This window comes from Variovorax sp. P4_B10 (assembly GCF_056402375.1).
Genome location: NZ_JBFUHN010000001.1, coordinates 104,125 through 123,238, shown reverse-complemented (window position 1 = coordinate 123,238; position 19,114 = coordinate 104,125). Strand labels below are relative to the sequence as shown.

18 protein-coding genes are annotated in these 19,114 nt (G+C 67.2%); 8 read left to right on the top strand and 10 right to left on the bottom strand.

What is annotated here, in order from left to right:
* Positions 1 to 128: 128 nt before the first annotated feature.
* The gene (locus AC1DXX_RS00595; RefSeq protein WP_478132217.1) at positions 129 to 587 is read left to right on the top strand and encodes an Lrp/AsnC family transcriptional regulator; all 459 of its coding nucleotides are present in this window, start codon (positions 129 to 131) and stop codon (positions 585 to 587) included.
* Positions 588 to 593: 6 nt separating this feature from the next.
* On the opposite strand, the gene AC1DXX_RS00590 is transcribed toward AC1DXX_RS00595, so the two are convergent.
* Entirely contained in the window at positions 594 to 1,496 is a 903-nt protein-coding gene (locus tag AC1DXX_RS00590) for an SDR family oxidoreductase (RefSeq protein ID WP_478132216.1), read from the bottom strand.
* 148 nt (positions 1,497 to 1,644) lie between these two features.
* Between AC1DXX_RS00590 and AC1DXX_RS00585 the strand changes: the two genes are divergently transcribed.
* On the top strand, positions 1,645 to 2,526 hold the full coding sequence (locus tag AC1DXX_RS00585; RefSeq protein ID WP_478132215.1) for a CoA transferase: 882 nt from the start codon (positions 1,645 to 1,647) through the stop codon (positions 2,524 to 2,526).
* Here AC1DXX_RS00585 and AC1DXX_RS00580 read toward each other — a convergent pair whose 3' ends face one another.
* From AC1DXX_RS00580 to AC1DXX_RS00570, 3 genes are all read right to left on the bottom strand, one after another.
* Positions 2,527 to 4,623 (bottom strand): esterase-like activity of phytase family protein, encoded by a 2,097-nt coding sequence (locus tag AC1DXX_RS00580; protein ID WP_478132214.1) that lies wholly within the window; start codon positions 4,621 to 4,623, stop codon positions 2,527 to 2,529. It abuts the gene before it with no gap.
* 79 nt (positions 4,624 to 4,702) lie between these two features.
* Positions 4,703 to 5,608 (bottom strand): hypothetical protein, encoded by a 906-nt coding sequence (locus AC1DXX_RS00575; protein WP_478132213.1) that lies wholly within the window; start codon positions 5,606 to 5,608, stop codon positions 4,703 to 4,705.
* 57 nt (positions 5,609 to 5,665) lie between these two features.
* Complete coding sequence (locus AC1DXX_RS00570) at positions 5,666 to 6,520, bottom strand: helix-turn-helix domain-containing protein (RefSeq protein ID WP_478132212.1); 855 nt, start codon at positions 6,518 to 6,520, stop codon at positions 5,666 to 5,668.
* Between the two features lie 228 nt (positions 6,521 to 6,748).
* On the opposite strand from AC1DXX_RS00570, the gene AC1DXX_RS00565 reads away from it, so the two are divergent.
* The 3 genes from AC1DXX_RS00565 to AC1DXX_RS00555 all read left to right on the top strand — a co-directional run bounded on the left by AC1DXX_RS00565 (position 6,749) and on the right by AC1DXX_RS00555 (position 9,819).
* Complete coding sequence (locus tag AC1DXX_RS00565) at positions 6,749 to 7,618, top strand: fumarylacetoacetate hydrolase family protein (RefSeq protein ID WP_478132211.1); 870 nt, start codon at positions 6,749 to 6,751, stop codon at positions 7,616 to 7,618.
* A gap of 8 nt (positions 7,619 to 7,626) precedes the next feature.
* Positions 7,627 to 8,412 (top strand): alpha/beta fold hydrolase, encoded by a 786-nt coding sequence (locus AC1DXX_RS00560; protein ID WP_478132210.1) that lies wholly within the window; start codon positions 7,627 to 7,629, stop codon positions 8,410 to 8,412.
* Between the two features lie 63 nt (positions 8,413 to 8,475).
* Positions 8,476 to 9,819 (top strand): metal-dependent hydrolase family protein, encoded by a 1,344-nt coding sequence (locus AC1DXX_RS00555; protein ID WP_478132209.1) that lies wholly within the window; start codon positions 8,476 to 8,478, stop codon positions 9,817 to 9,819.
* A 10-nt stretch (positions 9,820 to 9,829) separates the two neighbouring features.
* Here the strand turns inward: AC1DXX_RS00555 and AC1DXX_RS00550 are convergent, their stop codons facing one another.
* On the bottom strand, positions 9,830 to 10,732 hold the full coding sequence (locus AC1DXX_RS00550) for a DMT family transporter (protein WP_478132208.1): 903 nt from the start codon (positions 10,730 to 10,732) through the stop codon (positions 9,830 to 9,832).
* A 272-nt stretch (positions 10,733 to 11,004) separates the two neighbouring features.
* Between AC1DXX_RS00550 and AC1DXX_RS00545 the strand changes: the two genes are divergently transcribed.
* Both AC1DXX_RS00545 and AC1DXX_RS00540 read left to right on the top strand, forming a co-directional pair.
* Positions 11,005 to 11,682, top strand: coding sequence for a DUF1294 domain-containing protein (locus AC1DXX_RS00545; RefSeq protein ID WP_478132207.1), 678 nt, complete (start codon positions 11,005 to 11,007; stop codon positions 11,680 to 11,682).
* A 59-nt stretch (positions 11,683 to 11,741) separates the two neighbouring features.
* Positions 11,742 to 12,122: a tautomerase family protein gene (locus tag AC1DXX_RS00540; protein WP_478132206.1), complete on the top strand. Its 381-nt coding sequence runs from the start codon at positions 11,742 to 11,744 to the stop codon at positions 12,120 to 12,122.
* A gap of 24 nt (positions 12,123 to 12,146) precedes the next feature.
* On the opposite strand, the gene AC1DXX_RS00535 is transcribed toward AC1DXX_RS00540, so the two are convergent.
* Positions 12,147 to 14,528: a YgiQ family radical SAM protein gene (locus AC1DXX_RS00535; RefSeq protein ID WP_478132205.1), complete on the bottom strand. Its 2,382-nt coding sequence runs from the start codon at positions 14,526 to 14,528 to the stop codon at positions 12,147 to 12,149.
* 146 nt (positions 14,529 to 14,674) lie between these two features.
* On the opposite strand from AC1DXX_RS00535, the gene AC1DXX_RS00530 reads away from it, so the two are divergent.
* The gene (locus tag AC1DXX_RS00530) at positions 14,675 to 15,625 is read left to right on the top strand and encodes a bifunctional helix-turn-helix transcriptional regulator/GNAT family N-acetyltransferase (RefSeq protein WP_478132204.1); all 951 of its coding nucleotides are present in this window, start codon (positions 14,675 to 14,677) and stop codon (positions 15,623 to 15,625) included.
* Between the two features lie 3 nt (positions 15,626 to 15,628).
* Here AC1DXX_RS00530 and AC1DXX_RS00525 read toward each other — a convergent pair whose 3' ends face one another.
* From AC1DXX_RS00525 to AC1DXX_RS00510, 4 genes are all read right to left on the bottom strand, one after another.
* Positions 15,629 to 16,411 carry a 3-hydroxybutyrate dehydrogenase gene (locus AC1DXX_RS00525; RefSeq protein WP_413313050.1) on the bottom strand — a complete coding sequence of 261 codons (783 nt, stop codon included), beginning with the start codon at positions 16,409 to 16,411 and terminating at the stop codon, positions 15,629 to 15,631.
* A 45-nt stretch (positions 16,412 to 16,456) separates the two neighbouring features.
* Positions 16,457 to 17,206, bottom strand: a complete 750-nt coding sequence (locus AC1DXX_RS00520; protein ID WP_478132203.1) for an acetoacetate decarboxylase — start codon at positions 17,204 to 17,206, stop codon at positions 16,457 to 16,459.
* A gap of 72 nt (positions 17,207 to 17,278) precedes the next feature.
* Positions 17,279 to 18,475 (bottom strand): patatin-like phospholipase family protein, encoded by a 1,197-nt coding sequence (locus AC1DXX_RS00515; protein ID WP_478132202.1) that lies wholly within the window; start codon positions 18,473 to 18,475, stop codon positions 17,279 to 17,281.
* An 83-nt stretch (positions 18,476 to 18,558) separates the two neighbouring features.
* Positions 18,559 to 19,008, bottom strand: coding sequence for a CHRD domain-containing protein (locus AC1DXX_RS00510; RefSeq protein WP_478132201.1), 450 nt, complete (start codon positions 19,006 to 19,008; stop codon positions 18,559 to 18,561).
* Positions 19,009 to 19,114 lie beyond the last annotated feature (106 nt).

Genomic DNA, 19,114 nt, shown 5'->3' with positions numbered 1-19,114 from the left:
GTTTTCTCCTGAAAGATGTGCGCCACGATAGCGGGCACCTCGTTCGCGTTGAATGGCAATCCATCGAAAATCGACGCCGAAAACCGATCACCCATCGGCCGCGGCATCTTGCGGAACACGTACACACCATGAACCTCGACAAGAAGGATCGTCTGATCCTCGAAGCCCTGCAAACCGATGCCCGCCAGAGCCTGGCCGCACTCGGCAAGCGCATCGGCCTCTCGCAGCCCGCCATGAGCGAGCGCGTGCGCAAGCTCGAGGATGCGGGGGTGATCGAGGGCTATGGCGCCCGCGTCAACCTGCGTGCGCTGGGCCTGGGGCTGCAGGCCATCATCCGCGTCCAGACCTCGCACGCAGGCATTGCAAGGTACCTGAAGCTCTTCGAGGAGATGCCCGAAGTGCTGAGCGCCGATCGCGTGACCGGCGAAGACTGCTTCTTCGTGCGCTGCGCCATCGCCGAGCCGGCCGATCTGCAGCGCGTGGTGGATGCGCTGGCGGTGGATGGCGCCGTGACCACCTCGCTGGTGCTGTCGAGCCCGGTGCAGAAGCACGTCACCGTGCACGCGGCGAAACCGCCGAAGAAGTAGACCGACTCAGCGCTGTGCCTTGTCCTTCTGGTTCTGCGCCTCGATGCGTTCGCGCGCGGCCAGCCAGTCGGCGTCGCTCCACTGGCGCAGTTCGTAGAAGTTGCCGCCTGTGGCCAGCGCATTGCCGCCGTCCATCATGATGCTCTGGCCCGTGAGCCAGTCGCACTGGCCCGGCGCCATCAGGAAGGCCGCGAGGTTCTGCAGCTCGCTCATGCGGCCGGTGCGCGCCATCGGGTTGGTCTGCTTGCTGCGCGCGCCGGGCTCTTCGCCGGGGTTCAGGCGCTTGCTCATGCCCTCGGTGGGAATCTCGCCGGGGCCGACGGCATTCAGGCGGATGCCGTGGCGCGCCCACTCCACCGCCAGCGACTTGGTCATCACCTCGATGCCGGCCTTGCTCATGGCCGAAGGCACCACGTAAGGACTGCCGTTGTCGACCCAGGTCACGATGATGCTCATCACGCTGCGGAAGGCATCGCCCGGCTTCCATTGGCCCGACTTCGCCTGGGCCACCCAGCGCTTGCCCACGGCCTGCGTCACGTAGAAGCTGCCGTGGAAGACGATGTTGGCAATCGCGTCGAAGGCGCGCGGCGAGAGGCTCTCGGTCGGGGCCACGAAGTTGCCTGCGGCGTTGTTGATGAGCCCGGTGAGGCCACCGCTCTGGAACAGGCTCTCGACCATTTCGTCGACGCTCTGCGCGATGCGGATGTCGACGCCGAAGGTGTCGATACGCCGGCCCGGGAACTGCTGGCGCCACTCGGCCGCGGTTTCCTCGCAGACCGATTGGCGCCGCCCGCAGATGGCGACGTCGGCGCCCAGGCTCAGGAAGCGCTCGGCCATCGCGCGGCCGAGGCCGGTGCCGCCGCCGGTCACGAGGATGCGCTGGCCATTCATCAGGGAAGCTTCGAACATGGTGGGTCTCCTTGGTCGTTGAGGCAGCGGCAAGGCGGGAGCGCTGCCATGACGCATGCTACGCGCGCTGCCGGTGTCGCGGCTTGCGAAATCTGGCTCCCCGCGCCAAGTGAGAATGGCGGCCGACCTGTTCTCCGGATATAGCCCCATGCCAAGTCCCGCTGCCTCCTCCTTCCAGCCGCTCGCGGGCGTCCGCGTCCTGAGCCTCGCACTCAACCTGCCCGGCCCTGCGGCCCTGTTGCGCTGCCGCGGAATGGGCGCCGCCTGCCTGAAGCTCGAACCGCCGGGCGGCGACCCGATGGGTCTCTACAACCAGGCGGCCTACGCCGCGTTGCACGAAGGCATCGCCGTCGAGACCGCCGACCTCAAGACCGAAGCGGGACAGCAGCAGTTGCACGCCGAACTCGCGAAGACGGATGTGCTGCTCACTTCATTCCGCCCTTCCGCGCTGCGCAAGCTGGGCCTCGACTGGCCCGCGCTGCAGGCGCGCCATCCGTCGCTGTCGCAGGTGGCCATCGTCGGCGCGCCGGGCGAGCGCGCCGAGGAGCCGGGCCACGACCTGACCTACCTCGCGGAAAGCGGCCTCGTGACCGGCACCGAGCTGCCACCCACGCTCTATGCCGACATGGGTGGCGCCCTGCTCGCGAGCGAGGCGGTGCTGAAGGCCATGTTGCTGCGCGCCCATGGCGGCGAGAAGGCCGAAGGCGTCTACCTCGAAGTGGCCTTGAACGCTTCGGCCGACTGGCTGGCGCTGCCGCGCACCTGGGGCCTGACGCAGCCGGCGGGCGCGGTCGGCGGCGCCCACGCGGGCTACCGCGTCTACCCCTGTGCCGATGGCCGCGTGGCGGTCGCGGCACTGGAGCCGCATTTCGCGGCCCGCCTCTGCGAAGCGGCGGGCGTGGCGCCGCCCGACATGATGGCGACGGCCACGCACGAAGCCCTGGCCGCCTGGCTGGCGGCCCGCACGCGCGCCGAGCTCGAGGCCATGGGCCGCGAGCGCGACGTGCCGCTGCTCACGCTGGCCGGCTGATCACAGGCGCAGTTCGCTCAGCTTGCGATCGAGTTTGATGAGCCAGATGCGCGTCGGCCGCTCGAGGTCGCTGCCGCGCGTGATGCGCGCGCCCGTCACGCCGGGCGGGCACTTGGCGATGATCGCGCCGGCCGCATCCACCGTGCAGTCTTCGATGCTGCCGACGACGGTCTTGCCGTCGGCATCGAGCAGGATCGTGCCGACGCCGAAGTCATTGTCGTTCACCAGCGCCAGCGTCTGGTCGTCCACCACGGTCAGGCCCTCGGCCTTCTCGGCCAGCCAGCCCAGTGCGTTGAGATCGAGCAGCTCGGTCTTGCGCATCGTCACCACGGTCGCGTAATCGGCGGCACCCGACGGCGCCTGCGTGATGCTGCTGATCTCGAGGTTGTGGTCGAAGGCCGCGATGTCCGTCGCGTCGGCCGGCAGCTCGACCAGCATCAGCTTGTTGAACACCTTGGCGTCGCTCTTGCGCGCACCCTGCTCGATCACGATGAAACGGCCGTTGCCCAGGCTCACCACGTCGCCGAGCTTGGCGTTGCCGGTGCGGTTCTTGTCGTACTGGCTGCCGTCGATCGGGTAGGCGTAGAGCTTCGAGGTCTCGGTGGCCGGGTCGAACGCGAGCCAGCGCGTGAACTTCGCGATGTGACGCACGTCGGTCTTGCTGCCGCCCGGTGGTGTGGCCTGGATCGACTTGCCCGCACCGTCMTTCGGATCGATCGGGCTCTGCAGGAAGCCGTGCAGCTTGCCATTGGCAGCGTCGAGCGTCAGCCCCTCCATGCCGCGGTTGGGGCGGCGCTGCGCGAGCACCAGCGGCAGGTCGGCGGCGCCGCTGCCGGGGGCGTACTTCTTCTCGATCACGCCGGTCGCGATGTTGATGCGTGCGATGAAGGGGCCGTACTCGTCGCTGGTCCAGAGCACGTTGCGCGCCTTGTCGAGCACCAGCGTCTCGGGGTCGAGGCCGTTGGCGTCGTAGTTCGCCTTGGCGGCATCGAACCTGTAGCGGTCGGTCAGCGGCGTTTCGCCGGTCGAGCCCACGCCCGACTGCGGCGGCAGGCCCGTGATCTTCCTGTTGGCATCGAGTTTGAGCGGCAGGCTCGATGCGAGCACCGCGCCGGTCTTGCCGATGCGCACGATACCGAAGCTCGGCGCGAACGACGGTGCCGGGAACACCTTGCTGATGTTGGTGGCGCCCCCGCCGTTGGGCACGGGCGCGGTCGGGCCGTCGCCGTTCGGGCCGCGGTCGGTGATCGCGTAGAACTCGAGCGTGCCGTCGTCGGCCTTGCCCTTGAACGCCAGGCCCGAGCCATAGGCCGGCAGGAAGCCCGTGGGGAAGTCGGCCCGGGTCTTCTCGTTGTCGCCCTCGTAGGGCACGTTGAAGCTGGCATCGGCCTGCAGCTGGTAGCGGGTGACGCCGATGCCGATGGCGCCGAGCGCGTTGGTCTGCGTCGAGGCTTCGGTCACCGGTGCGGCGAGGCGCGAAGCCAGCGTGTTTTCGAAGTGTTCGCGCGCCAGCATGCGGCGGCTTGAATCGACCATGCGGGCATTGTAGGGAGCGGGCAGCCCTGCGAGCACCGCATTGAGCGCGGTATTGAAGCTGTCGGCCGCGGCGCTGAAATCGAGCGCGCCGGCCGTGAGCGCAGCCTTCAGCGCCGGGGCCAGGCGAATGCCGTTCGACGGATCGCGGTCCTCGTCGAAGCTCTGCAGCGCGAGCAGACGGTTGACGACCGCGTCGGCCTTCACGTCGGTGCCGCCTGCCAGATTCAACGGCGTGATCGCGACACCGCAGGCAGCGCTGCCGAGCACGAGCGCACCGGCGCTGAAAGCCACGGTCTCGCCGTCCTTGCAGGCGAATTCGCCGTTCGCATTGGTGCTGGCCTTGGCGCTGCTGCCTGCCGTGTAGTCGAGCCCCTCGACGGCCGCGTCGAGGAAGGTGCCGGTCTTCGACTGGGCCACCGGCGGCGGATTCGTGCCGCCGCCACCACCGCCGCCGATGGGAAACGCCCATCCCCCTCCACCGCCGCTGCCGCCACCGCAGGCACTGACCAGAGCGCCGACACCCACCAGCGCCAGCCACCCCATCCTCGATCCTCTTTTCATTGCTTGTCCTTGTTGTGCACCTGCACAACAGGCACAGGCCCCGGCGATTAGCGCCGTGGCATGTGACAAGCCCGTGAATTCAGCGGCCGGTGCCGTCGCGCTGCCGGTCCTCGCGCTTGAGCGCGAGGTAGGTTTCCAGATCGACCTCGTGCAGCTGCCGCGGGTACCGCTCGGCCCCCGCGAACCAGTGGCGCTGCCGGCGCTCGGCCGCGTCCGCGGCGTCGGTCGACAGGTAGGCGTCGAGCGTGAGGAAGTAGCGCATCGCGTTGCGCTCCACCAGCCCTCGCAGGCCGGCGATGTACTCGGGCTTGCCATCGGCCGCCTTGCCCACCACCGTGAAACCCACCTTGTCACTGCCGAATGTCGCCAGGTAGGCCTGGGTGGCGAGCCGCACCATCATGTTGTGGTCGTAGCTGTAGCTGAAATGGACGAAGCTCTTGCGCTCGTCGAGCGCCACGGCCTCGAGCGTGACGCGGTAGTTGCTCGTGCCCAGCGGCCCGCTGGCGGCCGAGAGTTCGACCGCTAGGTGCTCGGGCGTCGCGCTCGCCACGCGGTACACGAAGGGCAGCTCGAAGGCCTGGTCGATCGGCTGGTCGTAGCGCCGCACGACGTAGAGCGTCAGCGTCTCGCGCCCCTGCGGCGTGGTGCTCACGCGGCAGCGGCGGTTGTTGATGTGCAGGGTGAGCAGCTCGCACCAGTGGTCCGAGCTTGTGAATGCGGCGCTGACTTTCGGCAGCGGATGCTCGATGACGGCATAGATGTCGCCCTCGAGCCCACCGGGGGTCTCTCTCGAGTCGAGCTGCACGGGGCGTCCGAAGCTGCTGCGGTCGAGCTTGTCGCTCAGGCGCTGGTGGGTGGCCCTGAGCGCCTGGGCCGGCGCGGAACTGGTCTCCGCCGCAGCGCAAGCGCCGAGCGAGATCACCGCCCACGCGGCGCCCGCAAAAGCGCATTTCCAGAATTCAGGCAAACGTGGCAGGCGATGCATGGGCCACACGATACAACGGACCGCGCTGCCTCGCCCCATCTCCCCTGCCTCGCGCCGTCAGTCCCTCGGGATGCCCGTCACGGTGACGGGCAACGGGTCCCGTGCCGCGCGCCGGAAGATCGAAGGCGAGACCCCCGTGTGCTCCTTGAAGAAGCGCGAGAAGTTGCCCGGCGCCGAGAAGCCGAGGTCCAACGCCACGTCAGTGAGGGCACCGCCTTCGGCAACGCGCCGCATGGCTTCCTCCACACGCACACCGCTCCAGAAGACCTGCGGCGTGGTGTTGAGCTGGTCGCGAAACAGGGCAAAGAAATGCGCACGCGACAGGCCAACCTTTGCCGCAATCTCGTCGATGGTCGTCTTTTCGGAAACGTGTTCGCGCATGTGCGCGATGGCGCCGCGCAGCCGGTGGTCGAGCATCACGCCCACGCCGACCGAAGCCGGTGCATCGCCGCCCACACCCGATGCCGCAATGGCAGCCTCGAGCAGACGCTCGACCTCGTCGTCGATGGTTTCGCGCAATCCATCGGGAGAGATGATCAGGTCCAGCACGCGCCAGCAGGAACGCCGCAGCGCGGCACTGATGGGCACCCGCGGCGAAGGAAACCGGAAGCTGCGCCCCTTCGCATGGCTCAGCGTTTCCAGCCAGTCCTTCGACAGCATGAACACCAGGAAGAGGCACGAGCCGCTGTCGTCCTGCAGCACCATGTCGTGCGCTTCGAAGGCATTGACGCCCAGCGCAATGTTCTCGCCGTAGGGCACGGTGTCCGCGCCGACGTGCGCCACCGCGCGCGCACCGCCCAGCCACAACGCCAGCTGGGTTTCGGAATGCGCATGCGCTACCAGGTTGGCACGCGCTTCCAGAACGATCGCCGTGCCGAACGCTCCTTCATGAAGCGCATACGCCTCTGCCATGGGATGACTCCTCGAAGACCGGATGAGTGCGATTGTTTGCGCTGCCAACCGCCGCGCAAGCACCGCCTCGGGTAAGTCCTTAGGACATCACCAGACTCCCTGATACGTCGCCGGATGCGGCGATAAGCGCCCGCAGGCCCCTCTTTCTAAAGTGGGTCCATCGACAGCGGACGCCATTCCAGGCACCGCGAACTGGCACCACAGCTGACCTACTGAAGGAGACCCTCCATGCGCATCGCCACCTATCTCGTCGACGGCCAACGGCACGTCGGACTCGTTTCCGCCGACGGGAAAACCGTCACCCCGCTCGCGCTCGACAAGGCCCAGTCCGCACGCGGCGCGCTCGGCATCATCGAATCGCTCGCGGCTGGCGGCAAGCTGCCGGCATCCGCAGGGCCCGCGCTGCAACTCTCACAGGTGACCCTCGACGCGCCGCTGCCGCAGCCGCGCCGCAATCTCTGGTGCGTGGGCCGCAACTACCACGCGCATGCCAGGGAGCTGTCGGCCTCGGTCTTCAAGGACAACGACGAAAACCCCGAGTCCTGGCCCATCGTCTTCACCAAGGTGCCCGAGTGCGTGGTGGGGCCGCACGACGACGTGCTGGTGCCCAGCGACATCTCGACGCAGATCGACTACGAGGCCGAGCTGGCGGTGGTGATCGGCAAGGGCGGCAAGAACATCGGCCGTGCCGCCGCGCTCGATCACGTGTTCGGCTACACGGTCGTCAACGACGTCACTGCCCGCGACGTGCAGATGCGCCACCAGCAATGGGACATGGGCAAGTCCTTCGACACTTTCTGCCCGATGGGCCCGTGGATCGCGACGGCCGACGAGTTCGACGGCACCAGGACGCGCGTGCGCTGCTGGGTCAACGGCGAACTGCGCCAGGACGGGCCGACCGAGAACATGATCTTCGACATCCCCACGCTGATCGAGACCATCTCGCGCGGCATCACGCTGTACCCGGGCGATGTGATTGCCACCGGCACGCCGGCCGGCGTGGGCATGGGCATGAAACCACCGCGCTACCTGAAGGCGGGAGACGTCGTGCGCATCGAGATCGACGGCCTGGGCGCCATCGAAAACAGGTTCGTCTGAGGCGCCGCATGACCACGCACTTCATGAACAGCCTGGCCGTCGAGATCGACGGTGACGGCGACGCCCTGCTCTGCATCCATGGACTTGGCGGCTCGTCGAACACCTGGACGCCGCTGCTGCCTGCGCTCACGGGCTTCAAGGTGATTCGTCCCGACCTGGCCGGGAGCGCGCGCTCGGCGTTGCCTGCGGGAACAGCGTTGTCCATCGAAAGCCATGCGGTATCGCTCGAAGCGTTGCTGGCAGGCCTCGGTGTGGAATCGGTGCACGTCATTGCCCATTCGCTCGGAACCATCGTGGCCCAGCACCTTGCGGTGCGCAACCCGACCAAGGTGCGGTCGCTCGCCCTCTTCGGCCCGCTCGTCGCGCCACCCGAGGCCGCGCGCCCGAACATCGTCGCGCGGGCTGCGGCTGCACGCGGTGGCGCGGCCAGCATGCAGGAGATTGCCGATGCCATCGTCAAGGGCGCGACCAGCAAGGAAACCAAGGCATCGCAGCCGGCAGTGCTGGCACTGGTGCGCGAAAGCGTGATGCGCCAGCCGCCCGAGGGCTATGCACAGAACTGCGAGGTGCTGGCCGCTGCCCAGTCGGCGCTCATCGAACGCATTGCCGTGCCCACGTTGCTCGTGACGGGCGACCAGGACGGCGTGGCGCCGCCAGCCAACGTCGCGGCCGTGGCCGCGCGCATCGCTGGCTGCCGGCAGGTCGTGTTCGATGGCTGCGGCCACTGGACGACCTTCGAGCAGCCGCAACGCTGCATGCAGGAACTCGAGCGCTTCCACGCATCCATCCGCTGATTCAGACCGAACCCCGATTCATCAACCCCACAGCCGGCCGCCCAGTGCCGGAGGAGACAAGACATGAACCGCATCGCATTCACCAACGTCACCATCTTCGACGGCACCGGCGACGCCACCTTCAAGGGCGAAGTGCTGGTCGAGGGCAAACGCATCGTCGAGGTGGCCCGCGCGCCGCAGCGCGTGAAAATCGAAGGCGCCCGCGTGATCGACGGCAAGGGCCGCTTCCTGATGCCCGGCATGACGGAAGCCCACACGCATTTCTCGTGGAACGACCAGCCCTCGCTGGCCGCCATCCAGTTCATGCCGCCCGAGGAACACATGCTGTGGTGCGTGCGCGTGGCCAAGCGCTACCTCGACATGGGCTGGACCTCGGCCATCGGCGCCGCGGCCGCCAAGCCGCGGCTGGATGTGGTGCTGCGCAACGCGATCGACGCCGGCGAGTTCCCCGGCCCGCGCTACCTGGCCGGCAGCCAGGAGATCACGACCATCGGCGCGCTGGGCGACAACACGCTGCCGCACATGAAGTTCGAGGAGCTGAGCTTCGGCAGTGTCTGCAGCGGGCCGGAAGAAATCCGCCGCTCGGCGCGCACCTTCATCAAGTACGGCGTGGACCATTTGAAGATCAATCTGTCGGGCGAATACATCGCCGGCCTGCCCGCCGAAATGTCACCCTTCGCCGAAGAGGAAGTGGCCATGCTCGCGCAGGAGGCCAAGCGCTATGGCAAGCGCATGGCGGCGCATGCGCGGTCGAGCGAATCGGTGAAGCAATGCGTGCGGCACGGCATCGAGATGGTCTACCACGCGAGCTTTGCCGACGAGGAAGCGCTCGACATGCTCGAAGCCGCGAAGGACAAGCACTTCGTCGCGCCCGGCATCGGCTGGCTCATTCGCACGACCTACAACGCGGCCGAGTACGGCATCACCGAATCGGTGGCCGAGACCATGGGCTACAAGCGCGAGCTCGAGGTGGCCACCGAATCGCTGCGCAAGATGCACAAGCGCGGCATCCGCATCCTGCCGGGCGGCGACTACGGCTTTGCCTGGATGCCGCACGGCACCAACGCCAACGACCTGCAGTATTTCGTCGACTACATCGGCATGACGCCCGCGGAGGCGCTGCGCGCGGCCACCAGCCTGGGCGGGCAGATCATGCTGCGGCCCGACGAACTCGGGCAGCTGAAGGCCGGCTTCCTGGCCGACATCATCCTGGTGGATGGCGACCCGCTGAAGAACCTGGCGCTGCTGACCGACCCCGCCCGGATCAACCTGGTGATGAAGGACGGCGTGATCCACAAGGACTGCGCCACGCCCGTGCCGGACCAGGCCGCGCTGCACCTGCCGGGCGCCGACTACCCGCTGCGCGAGGAAGGCATCCGGGAGGCCATCGCCGCCGAGGCGCATTGAAGCGCCATGCTCATGACGGCGCTCGCCGCATGAGCAGCAGCATGGCACCGGCCAGCAGCACCGCGCCCGCCCACTGGCGCAGTGCCATCGGCTGAGCCAGCAGCAGCGCTGCGAGCAAGGCCGCCACCAACGGCTCGATCAGCGTGCCGACCACCGCCGCCGTGGGCGAAAGGCGCCTCGCGCCCCAGGCAAAGGCCAGGTAAGCCACCGAGGTGGTCACCACGCCGGTGTAGCCCGCGCCCAACCATTGAGCGGTGCCGCTCGGCCAGGTGATGCCCGTTGGCCACGCGACCGCGAGCATGCACAGCGCCGCGACGCTCATGCCCCATGCGGACGCAGTGACGGCCGGCACGCGCACAGGCATGCGCGCGTTGCCGAGCACCACCAGCGCATAGCAGAAGGCCGAGCCGAACGACCACGCCAGCCCCGCGACATGCCCCGCAGGCAGTGGCCCCCAGCCGCCGGCGGGCATCACCAGCAGCGCCACGCCCGCGAGCGCCAATCCGAGTCCGGCAAGCAGGCGCAGGCCGAAGCGTTCATAGCCGCACATCACCGACACGAGTGCGACGATCACCGGCGCGCAGCAGATCGAAATCACCGTCGGCAACGCGGCCCCCAGATGCGCGATGCCCGCGAACCAGCAGCTCACGTTCAGCGCCATCGCGGCGCCGGTGCCGACCACCTGGAACTGCTCCCTTCGAGACAGGTCGCTCCAACGCGCGTCAGGCGATGGCCGCCTGCGCTGCACACGCCAGTGCAGCCACCACAGCAGCGGCACGCCGAGCGCGAAGCGCGCCAGCGAGAGGCTCTGCGGCGCCATGCCGCCATCGATGAGAAATTGCGCCACCAGCGCGCCGCCACCCCACAGCGTACCGGCCAGCAGCACGCCGCCCCAGGCCAGGGCGGCAGTCATTCTTGCGTTCATTGTTGAAAGTTCTCCATGACGCCCGCCGCGCTTTTCTGTCGAGGGCGGGCATGACCATCCGGCCGTCGTCCAGCCTCGCGAAGAAGGCGGAAGGCGGCGACCACTTGCGGGTCTGAGCGCGGCACGAGGCGCGCGTCAGCTGCGGGTCGACGGAGGGGGAGAGTGGTGCAGATGCATGAGCGGCCGATGATAGAAGCGGCGCCTGCCGGCGGCAAGAGAGAATCGCCGCCCATGCGCCCTCTTCCTGCTCGCTCGCCATCATGAAACGCCAAGGTCGACTCGTACGCTGGGAGGCCGAGCGCGGCTTCGGCTTCATCCGCAGTCCCGGCGTGTCGGCCGACGTGTTCGTGCATCTGCGTGACTTCAATGACCGGCAGGTGAAGCCGCAGGTGGGCATGGAACTGAGCTTCGAAGAGATCCATGTCGGCGGCAAGGGACCGCGCGCCGTGGCCGTGCAGGCAGTTGCCTCGGCTGGTGCCTCGCGACCTCAGCCGAGTCGCGCACCGGCCAACGGTCATCGCCGCCCTGCGCCGCGCACGAATCCGCGCGGTGGTGGCGCGGGCACATCCGAATCACCGGCCTCGTGGGGCCTGCTTTTCATCGGGGCCTATGGGGTATTGCTCGGCGCAGCCGTCTGGCTCGGTCGCCTGCCGCCACTGGTGTTCGCAGTCGTCGCGGGGTTGAGCCTGCTGGCCTTCGCGGCCTATGCGCTCGACAAGCACGCCGCCCGCACCGGCCGCTGGCGCACGAAGGAAAACACCCTGCACCTGTTCGCGCTGGCGGGCGGCTGGCCGGGCGCGTGGGCCGCGCAAAGGCTGCTGCGCCACAAGTCGAGCAAGCGCAGCTTCCTGCTCGTGTATCGCACCACGGTCGTTCTTCATTGCGCGGCGGTGCTGGCCTGGGTCTTCTGGCTGCGGGGCATTTCGCCCGCGCTCTGACACCCGATGCGTGTTGTGCCAGACTGAAATTTCCCTTTGTTGCTCGCGAGAAATCGACCATGCCACTCGTTCGAATCGAACTGTCCGATGCGTCACCGGAAACGCTCGGCCCCGTCATCGGCGACCTGATCTACCAAGCCATGACCGAGACCATCAACGTGCCGAAGGACGACAAGTTCCAGGTGATCACGCGGCATGCCGCGCAAGACCTGGTGCATCCGCAAAGCTATCTGGACATTGCGTACTCGCCGGGCTTCGTGCTGATCCAGGTCACGCTGAACCAGGGGCGCACGATCGAGATGAAGAAGGCGTTCTACAAGCGCGTGGCCGACGACCTGCACGAGAAGCTGGGCATCCGGCGCGAGGATGTATTCATCAACCTCATCGAGGTGATGAAGGAGAACTGGTCTTTCGGAAACGGCGAGATGCAGTACGCGTAGCGGTTGCCCGCTGCGCGCCAGCGATCAGCGAACCTTGCGCGAAGGCTTGTTGACCGGCTTGCCGCCACCGCTGCCGTTGTCGCGCGGAGGCAGGCCGGTGTGCTGCGTGAGCATGCGACCCTTCGAGGGCTTCACCGGTGCCAGGCGAACCGGTGCCGCAGCCTTGGCGGCAGCCGGCGCGGAGGTCGAGTTCTTGCGCCGTGCGCTCGTGTAGCCGCCATCGGTCAACGGCTGCCACGTCGGGATCAGGTGGTGCTTGCCGTTGCCGATCAGGTCGGCGCGGCCCATGCTCTTGAGCGCTTCGCGCAGCAGCGGCCAGTTGTTGGCATCGTGGTAGCGCAGGAAGGCCTTGTGCAGGCGGCGGCGCTTGTCGCCGCGCACGATGTCCACCGTCTCGCTCTCGCGCGTGATCTTGCGCAGCGGGTTCTTGTTGGTGTGGTACATCGTCGTCGCGGTGGCCATGGGCGACGGGTAGAACGTTTGCACCTGGTCGGCGCGGAAGCCGTTCTTCTTGAGCCAGATCGCGAGGTTCATCATGTCCTCGTCGCTGGTGCCCGGGTGCGCGGCGATGAAGTACGGAATGAGGTATTGCTTCTTGCCCGCCTCGGCCGAGAACTTCTCGAACATCTGCTTGAACTTGTCGTAGCTGCCGATGCCGGGCTTCATCATCTTCGTGAGCGGGCCCTGCTCGGTGTGCTCGGGCGCGATCTTGAGATAGCCGCCGACGTGGTGCTGCACCAGCTCCTTCACGTACTCGGGCGACTGCACGGCCAGGTCATAGCGCAGGCCGGAACCGATCAGGATCTTCTTGATGCCCTTCAATGCACGTGCGCGACGGTAGATCTTGATGAGCGGATCGTGGTTGGTGCCCAGGTTCGGACAGATGCCGGGGTACACGCAGCTGGGCTTGCGGCACGCCGACTCGATCTCGGGGCTCTTGCATCCCAGTCGGTACATGTTGGCCGTCGGGCCGCCGAGGTCGGAGATGGTGCCGGTGAAACCGCTCACCGAATCGCGGATGGCCTCGACCTCCTTGATGATCGATTCTTCCGAGCGGCTCTGGATGATGCGGCCTTCATGCTCGGTGATCGAGCAGAAGGTGCAGCCGCCGAAGCAGCCGCGCATGATGTTCACGCTGAAGCGGATCATTTCCCACGCGGGGATCTTGGTCGCGCCGTCGTGGCTGCCGTTCTCGTCGGCGTAGCGCGGGTGCGGGCTGCGCGCATACGGCAGGTCGAACACGTGGTCCATCTCGGCCGTGGTGAGCGGGACGGGCGGCGGGTTGATCCACACGTCGCGCGCCGTGGTGCCCTCCCCGTGCGCCTGCACGAGTGCGCGGGCGTTGCCGGGGTTGGTCTCGAGGTGCAGCACGCGGTTGGCGTGCGCGTAGAGCACCGGGTCGCTGCGCACCTGCTCGTAGGAAGGCAGGCGGATCACCGAGCGGTCGCGCGGCGGAACCTTGATCCTCGTGCGCGACGCCAGTGCCGGGTTGGGCATGAAGGTCAGCGGCTTGATCGCCGGATTGACCGCCGCGGAGCCGGCCGCTTCCGCAGCCTGCGCCACGGCCTGTGCTTCGTCTTCCTTCGCGCAGGTGGCGCCGTTGGCCTTGGCCTGGTCCGACACCATCAGGTACGGATTGACGTGCGCCTCGACGCGGCCCGGTTCGTCCACGCTGGTGGAGTTGATTTCGAACCAGCCCTCGGGCGTTTCGCGCCGCACATAGGCGGTGCCGCGCACGTCGGTGATCTGCTGCACCGGCTCCTTCGCGGCCAGGCGGTGCGCGATCTCGACGATGGCGCGCTCGGCGTTGCCGTAGAGCAGCAGGTCGCACTTCGAATCGACGACGATGGAGCGGCGTACCTTGTCCGACCAGTAGTCGTAGTGGGCGATGCGGCGCAGCGACCCCTCGATGCCGCCGAGGATGATCGGCACGTCGTTCCAGGCTTCCTTGCAGCGCTGCGAATAGACGATGGCCGCGCGGTCGGGCCGCGAGCCGCCGACGTCGCCGGGCGTGTAGGCGTCGTCGCTGCGGATCTTCCGGTCCGCCGTGTAGCGGTTGATCATCGAATCCATGTTGCCGGCGGTCACGCCGAAGAACAGGTTCGGCCTGCCGAGCGCCTTGAAAGGCTCGGCGCTCTGCCAGTCGGGCTGGGCAATGATGCCCACGCGGAAGCCCTGCGCCTCCAGCATGCGGCCGATCACCGACATGCCGAAGCTGGGGTGATCGACATAGGCATCGCCCGTCACCACGATGATGTCGCAGCTGTCCCAGCCGAGCGCTTCCATTTCCTTGCGCGTGGTCGGCAGGAACTTGGCCGTGCCGAAGCGGGCCGCCCAGTACTTGCGGTAGCTGGTCAGCGGCTTGGCGGCACGCGCAAAAAAGGAGACGTCGACGGGAGCGTTCATCGGTGGGTGTGGACAGCGCCGTGGCGACGCTGTTGTGGGCAACCCTCGATTTTAGGGTTTTCCAGCATCCCTGTCGCGGCAAACATCCAGTGACCGGGCGCCTCCAAGGTCTCATTTGGTTGCCAAAGTCAACCAATTGAATGACAATGGCAATCATGTCCACGCCCTCGCCCACCGTCGATGCCAGCGCCGTCAAGGCGATCCGGCAGTTCAACCGCTTCTACACGCGCCGGATCGGCGCCCTCGATCCCTACCTTGGCAGCGAGATGTCGCTGACCGATGTGCGCGTGCTGTACGAACTGGCGCACCGCGAAACAGCCGTTGCGAGCGAGATCGGCCGCGACCTCGGGCTCGACGCGGGCTACATGAGCCGCATCCTGCGCCGCTTCGAGACCGAAGGCTGGCTCACGCGTGCGCCGCACCCGCGCGACGCCCGCCAGAGCGTGCTGCGCCTGACCGAAGCCGGCCATGCCGCATTCGCGCCCCTGCAACAGAAGTCACGCGACGAAGCGGCCGCACTGCTCTCGTCGCTCGCCCCGGCCCAGCGGCAGCAGCTGGTTCAGGCGATGGGCACGATGCAGTCGCTGCTCGACCCTGCAGCCGCCCCCGCCAGGCCCCAGGCCGTGATCCTGCGCGATCCGGCGCCCGGCGACATCGGTTGGGTGGTGCAACAGCACGGCGAGATCTATGCGCGCGAATACGGCTGGAACAGCAGCTTCGAGGCGCTGGTGGCAGGCATCGCGGGGGAGTTCCTGCTCAAGTTCCAGCCCGAATGGGAGCGCTGCTGGATCGCCGAGCTGAACGGCGAGCGCGTGGGCGCGATCTTCGTGGTGCGCAAATCGGCGAGCGTGGCGCAGCTGCGCCTGCTGATCCTGGCACCGGCCGCGCGCGGGCTGGGCCTGGGCGGCCGGCTGGTCGACGAATGCATCGCCTTCGCGCGCCGCAAGGGCTACAGGAAGATGGTGCTGTGGACCAACAGCTGCCTGCTGGCCGCACGCGGCATCTATGCCAAGCGCGGCTTCCAGCTCACCAAGTCGGAGCCGCACGTGAGCTATGGCCAGCAGCTCGTGGGCGAGACCTGGGAATTGAAGCTGTAGCAGCTACTGCATGAACCAGCCGTGGCTCACGACGAGCGACTGACCGGTGAGTGCGTTGGTCGGGAAGCCCGCAAACAGCAGCGCCACGCGCGCCACGTCTTCGGTGGTGGTGAATTCGCCATCGACCGTTTCCTTGAGCATCACGTTCTTGATGACTTCCTGCTCGCTGATGCCCAGCGTCCTGGCCTGCTCGGGAATCTGCTTCTCGACCAGCGGTGTGCGCACGAAACCCGGGCAGATCACGTTGGCGCGCACGCCGTGCTTGGCGCCTTCCTTCGCGACCGTCTTGGCGAGGCCGATGAGGCCGTGCTTGGCGGTGACATAAGGCGCCTTCAGCAGCGAAGCTTCCTTCGAGTGCACCGAGCCCATGTAGATCACGCTGCCGCCACGGCCCTGCGCGTACATGTGCTTCAGGCAGGCCTTGGTGGTGAGGAAGGCGCCATCGAGATGGATCGCGAGCATCTTCTTCCAGTCGGCAAAGCTGAACTCCTCGACGGGGTGCACGATCTGGATGCCCGCGTTGCTGATCAGGATGTCGATGCCGCCGAAGGCCGCGGCGCCTTCTTCGACCGAGGCGTTGACCTGGTCTTCGTTGGTCACGTCCACGCCCACGCCGATGGCCTGCGCGCCCGTGGCCTTGAGCTCGGCGGCCGTGGCATCGGCCGCCTCCTTGTTGAGGTCGGCGATGATGATCTTGGCGCCTTCCTGCGCAAAGAGGATGGCAATTTCCTTGCCGATGCCGCTGGCCGAGCCGGTGATGTAGGCGACCTTGTCCTTGAGTTGCATGGTGAATGTTCCTTGAGGGTTGGAATGAAGGGAAGACAGCAAGAATCAGGCGAGGTAGTCGTGCTCGACTGTGCCCAGCGCGAGCGTCATGTCGGCGATGTAGTGCACGGCCGATTCGACCTTGCGCACCGGCAGGTCGGCCACCGGCGCCAGCGCATGCGGATGCAGTTCGAGCGAAGCCGGCGCGGTCCATGCGCCATGCAGTGTGACATCGACCATGTGATAGCGCACCAGCTCGCAGATGCGGGCCGTGCCGTCGACGTGCGGAATGATCTTGAGCAGGAAGTTCGGCTGTGCGATGCCCGCAAGGATCGGCGCGGGATCGAGCGCGCGGTGCTTGAAGCCCATGGTGGCCTTGGCCACCCGCACCTTGCCGTAGTCGAGCGTGCCGACGATCACGTCGGTTTCGTAGGACAGCACCGGCGAGGCGAGCTTCTTCGGAAAGCCCCAGAGCTCGCGGCCGCCGGCAATTGGCGGATGGTCGTCGAGGTACATCGCATGCACGTAGGCGCCCTGCTCCACGCCCCTGGCGGTGCGCAGTTGCACCGGAATGACCTGGCCCGATTCCGTGTAGTCGCCGAAGCCTGTGGAGTCGGGCATGCGGATGAATTCGTACTTGACCAGCGGCTCGGCCACTTCGAGCGGCTCGGGCACCACGGCGCGCAGTGCGTCCATGTCCGTGCGGTAGGTGACGATGAGGAACTCGCGGCGCACGAACCGGTACGGTCCGGGCGGAAAGGCAGGGCTGGTGAGCGGCATGGCGAAAGCCTGCCGCCGTACATCTTCGATGTTCACGAACATTTCCTCCTGTTGAAGTGGCCGGTCCAGTCTGGCGCTGGTTTCTTAGTCGAACCTGAATCCTCTCCTTCAGCGCGACAGGCCCGGCCGCTTGACGCGCCCCAAGCCATGCTCGCCGAGGTCGAAGGTGGTCACGCCGTTCACGGTCGCATCGCTGCGCAGGGTTTCGGGATGCGCCAGCGTCTTGCGCATGTCGCGTGCGCCCGACTCCCAATGCTCCTCGACCGCGGCGCGCGAGAACTCGTAGTCCTTCGACTCGAGCTCGTAGGGCTTGTCGCGGTAGATCAGGTGAAAGATGTCGATGGGCTGGTGCGTCAGTTCGGCCTGCACCGCGATCACGCTCGGGTCCTTGCGCAGGTGAGGCGGCAGCTTCGAGATCAGGTCGGCGATCGCCTGCTGCAGGTTCATGTTGGCGGCCATCGCATCGGTGTTCATGCGGGTGCGGCTCGAATAGGTGATGTCCTTCTGCCGCTCCATCACCCCCGAGAGCGTCTGCGGCATGTCGCCGCGCGCGTTGAACAGGTCGACCTGCAGCACCACCAGCGGCTCGGAGCGCGGGTGCATGTCGAGCACGTACTGCAGCGGCGTGTTCGAGACGATGCCGCCGTCCCAGTAGTCGTCGCCGTCGATGGAGACCGGCGCAAAGCCCGGCGGCAGCGCACCGCTGGCCATGATGTGCTCGGGCCCGATGCGCTGGCGCGTGTTGTCGAAGTACACCGAGTTGCCGGTGCGCACATTGACGGCCCCCACGCTGAAGCGCGCCTCGCAGGCGTTGATGCGGTCGAAATCGACCAGGCGCTCGAGCGTGGCCTTGAGCGGCGAGGTGTCGTAGTAACTCAGCAGCGGTGCCGCACCGCCCATCAGCAGGGTCGGCGAATACCGTGGCTCGAAGAACCCCGGAATGCCGACCAGCGAGGCCATGGTGGCGCTCCACTGGTTCTGCGTGGCGCGATCGCCCAGCCACGACGGCAGGCGCTGCGCAGGCCCGGAAGACACCAGGTGCCAGAACTCGCGCAGTCTGTCGACCCGCTGCTCGGGCGCATTGCCGGCGATCAGCGCCGCATTGATGGCGCCGATGGAAACGCCTGCGATCCAGTGCGGCTGCAGCGCGGTCTCGCTGAGCGCGGCGTACACGCCCGCCTGGTAGGCACCGAGCGCGCCCCCGCCCTGGAGGACGAGGGCCTTGCGTGCATCGCGCATGTCTTCGCGGCGTGCCGCGAAAGTGTTGAGGGTCTGGGCGGCGGCACGGGGCTTCTTCGTTGTCATGGTGTCATTTGACACCAGCCCCGCGACACCAACCTGACCACTGTCATGCCGCCATCAGGCGCCGCGGGAAATCCTGCGGACGATCACATCTTGGGAAGCATTTGCCCGCGAATCTCGCCGCCCGGATTGGCCGCCGTGTGGATGTTGGCGTACCACTTGCCAGCCACCAGGTCGGCAGCTTGCGCGGGTGTCAGCGTGGCCTGGCCTTCGATGGGGCTGGCTGCGTTGGCGAACGGCAGCACCACGCCGGCATTCGCACCCGCCGCGGCAGGGCCGTGGAAATGCGCCGCCGTGGCCGGACCGCTCAGGCCGGTGTAGGTGATCTTGTACTTGAGGACGTTGGTGTCCCGGTTGAGCCAGGCTTCGGCCAGGCCGCTGCCGCGCGTCATGTTGGGCGGGACCTCGCTGGCCGCGTTCATCGCGCCGCTGAAGCTGGCCGTGTTCGACTTCGACATCATCCCGCAGCCGACCAGCGCGGCACTGGCCACCCCGGTGACGAGGGCTGCGCGCAAAAAGGTGCCATATTTGGTCATGAGCTTTATCTCCTGGGTTGTGAAAGCGTCTACAGCATAGGCAGGCGCCGGGCCCTGGCTTGTCGGCCACCACCCCGTCTTTGCTTGCCAGCCACCGGCTGAAAGA

What these genes read in the sequence shown, in the direction of transcription:
- AC1DXX_RS00525 (WP_413313050.1), bottom strand. Translation starts at nt 16,411, where the DNA reads ATGCAACTCAAGGACAAGGTCGCCTACATCACCGGCTCGGCCAGCGGC.
- AC1DXX_RS00540 (WP_478132206.1), top strand. Translation starts at nt 11,742, where the DNA reads ATGCCACTCGTTCGAATCGAACTGTCCGATGCGTCACCGGAAACGCTC.
- AC1DXX_RS00560 (WP_478132210.1), top strand. Translation starts at nt 7,627, where the DNA reads ATGACCACGCACTTCATGAACAGCCTGGCCGTCGAGATCGACGGTGAC.
- AC1DXX_RS00585 (WP_478132215.1), top strand. Translation starts at nt 1,645, where the DNA reads ATGCCAAGTCCCGCTGCCTCCTCCTTCCAGCCGCTCGCGGGCGTCCGC.
- AC1DXX_RS00565 (WP_478132211.1), top strand. Translation starts at nt 6,749, where the DNA reads ATGCGCATCGCCACCTATCTCGTCGACGGCCAACGGCACGTCGGACTC.
- AC1DXX_RS00535 (WP_478132205.1), bottom strand. Translation starts at nt 14,528, where the DNA reads ATGAACGCTCCCGTCGACGTCTCCTTTTTTGCGCGTGCCGCCAAGCCG.
- AC1DXX_RS00590 (WP_478132216.1), bottom strand. Translation starts at nt 1,496, where the DNA reads ATGTTCGAAGCTTCCCTGATGAATGGCCAGCGCATCCTCGTGACCGGC.
- AC1DXX_RS00530 (WP_478132204.1), top strand. Translation starts at nt 14,675, where the DNA reads ATGGCAATCATGTCCACGCCCTCGCCCACCGTCGATGCCAGCGCCGTC.
- AC1DXX_RS00570 (WP_478132212.1), bottom strand. Translation starts at nt 6,520, where the DNA reads ATGGCAGAGGCGTATGCGCTTCATGAAGGAGCGTTCGGCACGGCGATC.
- AC1DXX_RS00575 (WP_478132213.1), bottom strand. Translation starts at nt 5,608, where the DNA reads ATGCATCGCCTGCCACGTTTGCCTGAATTCTGGAAATGCGCTTTTGCG.
- AC1DXX_RS00545 (WP_478132207.1), top strand. Translation starts at nt 11,005, where the DNA reads ATGAAACGCCAAGGTCGACTCGTACGCTGGGAGGCCGAGCGCGGCTTC.
- AC1DXX_RS00595 (WP_478132217.1), top strand. Translation starts at nt 129, where the DNA reads ATGAACCTCGACAAGAAGGATCGTCTGATCCTCGAAGCCCTGCAAACC.
- AC1DXX_RS00555 (WP_478132209.1), top strand. Translation starts at nt 8,476, where the DNA reads ATGAACCGCATCGCATTCACCAACGTCACCATCTTCGACGGCACCGGC.
- AC1DXX_RS00550 (WP_478132208.1), bottom strand. Translation starts at nt 10,732, where the DNA reads ATGACTGCCGCCCTGGCCTGGGGCGGCGTGCTGCTGGCCGGTACGCTG.
- AC1DXX_RS00515 (WP_478132202.1), bottom strand. Translation starts at nt 18,475, where the DNA reads ATGACAACGAAGAAGCCCCGTGCCGCCGCCCAGACCCTCAACACTTTC.
- AC1DXX_RS00510 (WP_478132201.1), bottom strand. Translation starts at nt 19,008, where the DNA reads ATGACCAAATATGGCACCTTTTTGCGCGCAGCCCTCGTCACCGGGGTG.